We start from the raw sequence: 6,957 nt of genomic DNA, 5'->3' as shown, positions 1-6,957 counted from the left end.
CAGGCCGCCTACGACGTCCACCGCAACCTCCACCAGGGCAAGGTCGGCGTCCTCGCCCTCGCCCCCGAGGAAGGCCTCGGCGTCCGCGACCACGAGATGCGCGCCCGGCACCTCGACGCGATCAACCGCTTCCGCAACGTCTGAGTCCGCTCAAAGGCCATAAGGATCGCCTGAGATGACAGAGCGCCAGAAAGACCGTCCGTGGCTCATGCGGACGTACGCCGGCCACTCCACGGCCGAGGCGTCCAACGAGCTGTACCGCCGCAACCTCGCCAAGGGCCAGACCGGCCTGTCGGTCGCGTTCGACCTTCCGACGCAGACCGGCTACGACCCCGACCACATCCTCGCCCGCGGCGAGGTGGGCCGGGTCGGGGTCCCGGTCTCCCATCTGGGCGACATGCGGCGGCTGTTCCAGGACATCCCCCTGGAGCAGATGAACACCTCGATGACGATCAACGCCACCGCCATGTGGCTGCTGGCGCTCTACCAGGTGGCCGCCGAGGAGCAGGGCGCGGACATCTCCAAGCTCCAGGGCACCACGCAGAACGACATCGTCAAGGAGTACCTCTCGCGCGGGACGCACGTCTTCCCGCCCGGGCCCTCGCTCCGCCTGACGACCGACATGATCGCGTACACGGTCAACCACATCCCGAAGTGGAACCCGATCAACATCTGCAGCTACCACCTGCAGGAGGCCGGGGCCACCCCGGTCCAGGAGATCTCGTACGCGATGTCCACCGCGATCGCCGTGCTGGACTCGGTGCGCGACTCGGGCCAGGTCCCGCAGGAACGGTTCGGCGAGGTGGTCGCCCGCATCTCCTTCTTCGTGAACGCGGGCGTCCGCTTCATCGAGGAGATGTGCAAGATGCGCGCCTTCGGCCGCATCTGGGACCAGGTCACCCGCGAGCGCTACGGCATCGAGGACGCCAAGCAGCGCCGCTTCCGCTACGGCGTCCAGGTCAACTCCCTGGGCCTGACCGAGGCGCAGCCGGAGAACAACGTCCAGCGCATCGTGCTGGAGATGCTCGCCGTCACCCTCTCCAAGGACGCCCGGGCCCGCGCCGTGCAGCTGCCCGCCTGGAACGAGGCCCTGGGCCTGCCCCGGCCCTGGGACCAGCAGTGGTCGCTGCGCATCCAGCAGGTCCTCGCCCACGAGAGCGACCTGCTGGAGTACGACGACATCTTCGCGGGCTCCCACGTCATCGAGGCCAAAGTCGACTCCCTGGTCGCCGACTGCCTGGCCGAGATCGACCGGATCCAGGAGATGGGCGGCGCGATGGCCGCCGTCGAGTCCGGGTACCTGAAGTCCCAGCTGGTCGCCTCGCACGCCGAGCGCCGCGCCCGGATCGAGGCGGGCGAGGACAAGATCGTCGGCGTGAACTGCTTCCAGCAGACGGAGCCGAACCCGCTCACCGCCGACCTGGACGGCGCCATCATGACGGTGGACGGGGCGGTGGAGGCGCTCACCGTCGAGCGCATCGGCCGCTGGCGGGCCGAGCGCCAGGAGTCCTCCGACCGGCAGGGGGGCGGCGACCCGTTCGTCTTCCCGACGGTCGGCCAGGCCCTGGACCGGCTGAAGGAGGCCGCGGCCGGGACCGAGAACCTGATGGAGGCCACCCTCGAATGCGCCCGGGCCGGTGTCACCACCGGCGAGTGGGCGAACGCCCTGCGCGAGGTGTTCGGCGAGTTCCGCGCCCCCACCGGGGTCTCCTCGGCCCCGGTGGCCGTCGCCGCCGAGGAGGGCACGCCGCTGGCCCTGGTCCGCGAGAAGGTCGCCCGGACGGCCGAGGACCTGGGCTCGGGACGACTGCGCCTGCTGGTCGGCAAGCCCGGCCTGGACGGGCACTCCAACGGCGCCGAGCAGATCGCCGTCCGCGCCCGCGACGCCGGCTTCGAGGTGGTCTACCAGGGCATCCGGCTGACGCCCGAGGAGATCTCCACGGCGGCGCTGGCCGAGGACGTGCACTGCGTGGGACTGTCCATCCTGTCCGGCTCGCACAGCGCCCTGGTGCCGGACGTGCTGGAACGCCTCCGAACGGCGGGGGCGGGTGACATACCCGTCGTCCTCGGCGGCATCATTCCGAACGCCGACGCCATCGCGCTCAAGGCGGCCGGTGTCGCCGCCGTCTTCACACCCAAGGACTTCGGTATCACGGAGATCATCGGCCGTATCGTCGACGAGATCCGGAAAGCGAACAAGCTCGACCCTCTGGAGGTCCCCGCATGACCACGCCCACGTCTCCTGTGAACCGGCTGCGGCCGCGCCGCTCCTGCCTCGCGGTGCCGGGCTCGAACCCCCGCTTCCTGGAGAAGGCCCAGGGCCTGCCGGCCGACCAGGTCTTCCTCGACCTGGAGGACGCCTGCGCCCCGCTCGCCAAGGAAGGCGCCCGCCACACCATCGTGGACGCGCTGAACAACGGCGACTGGACCGGCAAGACCCGCGTGGTGCGCGTCAACGACTGGACCACCCACTGGACCTACCGCGACGTCATCACGGTCGTCGAGGGCGCCGGCCAGAACCTCGACTGCATCATGCTGCCGAAGGTCCAGGACGCCCAGCAGGTCGTGGCGCTCGACCTGCTGCTGACGCAGATCGAGAAGACCATGGGCTTCGAGGTCGGCAAGATCGGCATCGAGGCGCAGATCGAGAACGCCAAGGGCCTGGTCAACGTCGACGAGATCGCCGCCGCCTCGCCGCGGCTGGAGACCATCATCTTCGGCCCCGCCGACTTCATGGCCTCGATCAACATGAAGTCGCTGGTCGTGGGCATGCAGCCGCCCGGCTACCCGGCGGACGCCTACCACTACATCCTCATGCGGATCCTGATGGCGGCCCGCATGCACAACCTCCAGGCGATCGACGGCCCCTTCCTGCAGATCCGCGACGTGGACGCGTACCGCGAGGTCGCCGGCCGCGCCGCCGCCCTCGGCTTCGACGGCAAGTGGGTGCTGCACCCCGGCCAGGTCGAGGCGGCCAACGAGGTCTTCTCCCCCTCCCAGGAGGACTACGACCACGCCGAGCTCATCCTCGACGCGTACGACTGGTGCACCTCCGAGGCCGGCGGCAAGAAGGGCTCGGCCATGCTCGGCGACGAGATGATCGACGAGGCCAGCCGCAAGATGGCCCTGGTCATCGCGGGCAAGGGCCGCGCCGCGGGCATGCAGCGCACCACCAAGTTCGAGATCCCGGAGGCCTGATCCCGATGCAGTTCGGACGCACGTACGAAGAGTTCGAGGTCGGTGCGGTCTACAAGCACTGGCCCGGGAAGACGGTCACCGAGTACGACGACCACCTCTTCTGTCTGCTCACCATGAACCACCACCCGCTCCACATGGACGTGAATTACGCCGAGAACACCACGGACTTCGGCAAGAACGTGGTGGTGGGCAACTACATCTACTCACTGCTGCTGGGAATGTCCGTCCCGGACGTCTCGGGCAAGGCGATCGCCAACCTGGAGATCGAGTCGCTGCGGCACGTGGCGCCGACCTTCCACGGCGACACGATCTACGGCGAGACCACGGTCCTCGACAAGACCCCGTCGAAGTCGAAGAACGACCGCGGGATCGTCTACGTGGAGACCAAGGGCTACAAGCAGGACGGCACCCTCGTCTGCGTCTTCCGGCGCAAGGTGATGGTCCCGACCGAGACGTACATCAAGGAGCGCGGCGGCGAGCAGCCCGGCCGCCCCGAGCTCAAGGAACAGGGGAAGTAGCCATGGCACGCCTCGCCCAGACCGCCGGCCTGACCGACGTCCAGCAGGAGATCCTCAAGACCGTCCGCGAATTCGTGGACAAGGAGATCATCCCGGTCGCGACCGAGCTGGAGCACCGCGACGAGTACCCGCAGCAGATCGTCGACGGCCTCAAGGAGCTCGGCCTCTTCGGGCTGATGATCCCCGAGGAGTACGGCGGTCTCGGTGAGTCGCTGCTCACGTACGCACTGTGCGTGGAGGAGATAGCCCGCGGCTGGATGTCCGTCTCGGGCATCATCAACACCCACTTCATCGTGGCGTACATGCTCAAGCAGCACGGCACGCAGGAGCAGAAGGACCACTTCCTCCCGCGGATGGCGCTGGGCGAGGTGCGCGGCGCGTTCTCGATGTCCGAGCCGGGGCTGGGCTCGGATGTGTCGGCCATCACGTCGAAGGCGGTCAAGGACGGCGACGAGTACGTCCTGAACGGCCAGAAGATGTGGCTGACGAACGGCGGCAGCTCCACGCTGGTGGCCGTGCTGTGCCGGAGTGACGAAGGACACCCCGAGGGGACCGCCCCGCACAAGTCGATGACGACCTTCCTGGTGGAGAAGGAGCCCGGCTTCGGAGAGGTCCGACCCGGCCTGACCATCCCGGGCAAGATCGACAAGATGGGCTACAAGGGCGTCGACACGACCGAGCTCATCATGGACGGACTGCGCATTCCGGCCAATCGGGTCCTCGGCGGCACCACGGGCCGAGGGTTTTACCAAATGATGGACGGCGTCGAGGTCGGCCGCGTGAACGTGGCGGCCCGTGGCTGCGGTGTCGCGCAGCGCGCTTTCGAGCTGGGTGTCTCGTATGCCCAGCAGCGTCACACTTTCGGCAAGCCGATCGCCCAGCACCAGGCCATCCAGTTCAAGCTGGCCGAGATGGCTACCAAGGTCGAGGCCGCCCATGCCATGATGGTCAACGCAGCACGCAAAAAGGACTCCGGGGAACGAAACGACCTCGAAGCAGGGATGGCGAAGTACCTCGCCTCCGAGTACTGCAAGGAGGTGGTGGAGGACGCCTTCCGCATCCACGGCGGCTACGGTTTCTCGAAGGAGTACGAGATCGAGCGCCTCTACCGCGAGGCCCCGATGCTGCTCATCGGTGAAGGTACTGCCGAGATCCAGAAAATGATCATTGGGCGACGCCTGCTCGAGGAGTACCGGCTCCAGGGCTGAAAGTCCCTTTTGCGGCGGATCCTCCATGGGTTCGCCGCAAAAGAATCACTTGCAGTGACTGGCTGACGGGCATCGACTCGGCTTCTGGCTTGCCCAGTTGTCGCGCGCAACCGATAGCATTCCAGTAAAGCCGCCGTCCCGTCCCCCTGTTTGCGGCGCGGCAATCCACCGCTACGAAGGTCATCCATGCCCCACAGCCAAACCTCTGCACCTCGCGACAGCCTCTTCGGCGTACGCCTCGCGCGCGGAGCATCGCCGTGGCTTCTGCCGACCGTCGCCACCGCGGCGCTCAGCCTCGCCCGGGCCCGCAAGTCCGGACGCTGGGCCGCGGCGGCCGTGCCCACCACCGCGCTCGCCGCGGGCATGCTGTGGTTCTTCCGCGACCCCGAGCGCGAGATCGCCCAGGGCCGCGTCATCTCCCCCGCCGACGGTGTGGTGCAGAGCATCATGCCGTGGAAGGACGGGCGGACCCGCGTCGCGATCTTCATGAGCCCGCTGAACGTGCACGTCAACCGCGCGCCGCTGGCCGGCACCGTGACGTCCGTGGAGCACATCCCCGGCGGGTTCGTCCCGGCGTTCAACAAGGAGAGCGAGAACAACGAGCGCGTTGTCTGGCACTTCGACACCGAGCTCGGCGACATCGAGATGGTGCAGATCGCCGGCGCCGTCGCGCGCCGGATCGTCCCGTACCTGCCGGCCGGCACCAAGGTGGAGCAGGGCGAACGCATCGGTCTGATCCGCTTCGGCTCCCGCGTCGACATCTACCTCCCCGAGGGCGTCGAGGTCGCGGTCGAGGTCGGTCAGACCACCACCGCGGGGGTGACCCGAATTGACCGTGACTGACCCCGAGACTCCCACCACTCCCGCCACCGGCTGGGTGCCGGAGGCCGCGGAGGAGGAGTCCGCCGAGGACGACATGCCGCTGTCGCTGCGGCTGTCGATAGCGGACACCCTCACCCTCGGCAACGCGACGTGCGGATTCATGGCGGTGTACTTCACCACCACCGGGATCCTCATCCCGCACCTGACCGGCAGCGGCGAGTCGGGCATGGCCCGGCACAGCGCGGCTACCGCGGTGATACTGATGCTGCTCGCGGCGGTCTTCGACCTGTTCGACGGCATCGTCGCCCGCAAGCTGCGCAGCTCGCCGATGGGCGCCGAGCTGGACAACCTGTCCGACCTGATCAGCTTCGGGCTGGCCCCGGCGTACTTCGTGCTGGTCTACGGCATGGTCGCGGACGACGCGCACCAGAAGGTCTCGGCCCTGGCCGCGATCGTCGTCCTGCTTGCGGTGGTCCTGCGCCTGGCGAGGTTCAGCTGCGTGACGATGAAGGACGGCATGTTCCAGGGCATGCCGAGCCCCTTCGGCGCCCTGACGGTCGTCTCCATCGTCCTGCTGGAGCTGCCCTTCGTCCCCACGCTGCTGGCGATCGTCGGCGTCGCGTGGCTGATGGTCAGCCGGGTCGAGTACCCGAAGCCGCGGGGTGTCCTCGCGGTGGCGATGCTCAGCTGGATCGTCAGCGCCATGGGCCTCCTGGCCGCGTGGGCGTTCGACGCCCCCGGCGGCCAGCTGCTCCTGCAGACCGGCTGCGCCCTGCAGATCGCGCTGGCGGCCACCATCCCGCTGTTCGCGACGACCCGCCGGGCGAACACGTTCCGCCACAACCGCCGCGAGGCACGGGCAGCTCAGCTCCCGTAACCGCACCCCGGCACCACGCGAAGGCCCCCCGCCACTTGGCGGGGGGCCTTCGCTTTCCCCGGCACCCGGATCCGGGAACCCTCGGCGACCCCGGCCCCGCACCGCGGACACGGTCGCCACGGAACGCAGGCCCCCCTTCCGGCGCCGGCTCGCATGCCCGACACCGCGCAGGCGTGACGGGGCCGCGCCGCCCCTTCGCGACCCCGGCCCCGGCCACCGGCCCCCTGGACCGTCCCTGACCTCGCCGATCCACCGCCGTCCAGCCGTCGGCCGGCGGCGGGAGGCGGCCGGGCGGCGGGCGGCGGGCGGGCGGCGGGCGGCGGGCGGGCGGCGG

General features: G+C 69.1%; 6 protein-coding genes and 1 pseudogene. All 7 read left to right on the top strand.

The features are described 5' to 3' along the window. Nucleotides 1-144 (top strand): annotated as a pseudogene (locus tag AB0F11_RS37135) (crotonyl-CoA carboxylase/reductase); the annotation flags it as partial. Nucleotides 145-175: 31 nt separating this feature from the next. Further along, a complete protein-coding gene (locus tag AB0F11_RS37130) occupies nucleotides 176-2,227 on the top strand; it encodes a protein meaA (RefSeq protein ID WP_362184017.1) in 2,052 nt (683 codons plus the stop codon). Further along, on the top strand, nucleotides 2,224-3,198 hold the full coding sequence (locus AB0F11_RS37125) for a CoA ester lyase (protein WP_361905846.1): 975 nt from the start codon (nucleotides 2,224-2,226) through the stop codon (nucleotides 3,196-3,198). The genes AB0F11_RS37130 and AB0F11_RS37125 overlap by 4 nt, the downstream gene beginning before the upstream one ends. A 5-nt stretch (nucleotides 3,199-3,203) precedes the next feature. After that, nucleotides 3,204-3,716 (top strand): MaoC family dehydratase, encoded by a 513-nt coding sequence (locus AB0F11_RS37120; protein WP_015656728.1) that lies wholly within the window; start codon nucleotides 3,204-3,206, stop codon nucleotides 3,714-3,716. A gap of 2 nt (nucleotides 3,717-3,718) precedes the next feature. Continuing rightward, nucleotides 3,719-4,924 carry an acyl-CoA dehydrogenase family protein gene (locus tag AB0F11_RS37115; RefSeq protein ID WP_362184014.1) on the top strand — a complete coding sequence of 402 codons (1,206 nt, stop codon included), beginning with the start codon at nucleotides 3,719-3,721 and terminating at the stop codon, nucleotides 4,922-4,924. A gap of 186 nt (nucleotides 4,925-5,110) precedes the next feature. Next, entirely contained in the window at nucleotides 5,111-5,767 is a 657-nt protein-coding gene (locus AB0F11_RS37110; RefSeq protein WP_362184011.1) for a phosphatidylserine decarboxylase, read from the top strand. Nucleotides 5,768-5,801: 34 nt separating this feature from the next. Further along, nucleotides 5,802-6,623, top strand: a complete 822-nt coding sequence (pssA, locus tag AB0F11_RS37105) for a CDP-diacylglycerol--serine O-phosphatidyltransferase (RefSeq protein ID WP_361905956.1) — start codon at nucleotides 5,802-5,804, stop codon at nucleotides 6,621-6,623. The last annotated feature ends 334 nt before the right edge of the window (nucleotides 6,624-6,957 follow it).

This window comes from Streptomyces sp. NPDC032472 (assembly GCF_040636955.1).
Lineage (GTDB): Bacteria > Actinomycetota > Actinomycetes > Streptomycetales > Streptomycetaceae > Streptomyces.
Note: the sequence above shows the minus strand (reverse complement) of the source record. Positions and strands in the feature narration are given on the sequence as shown.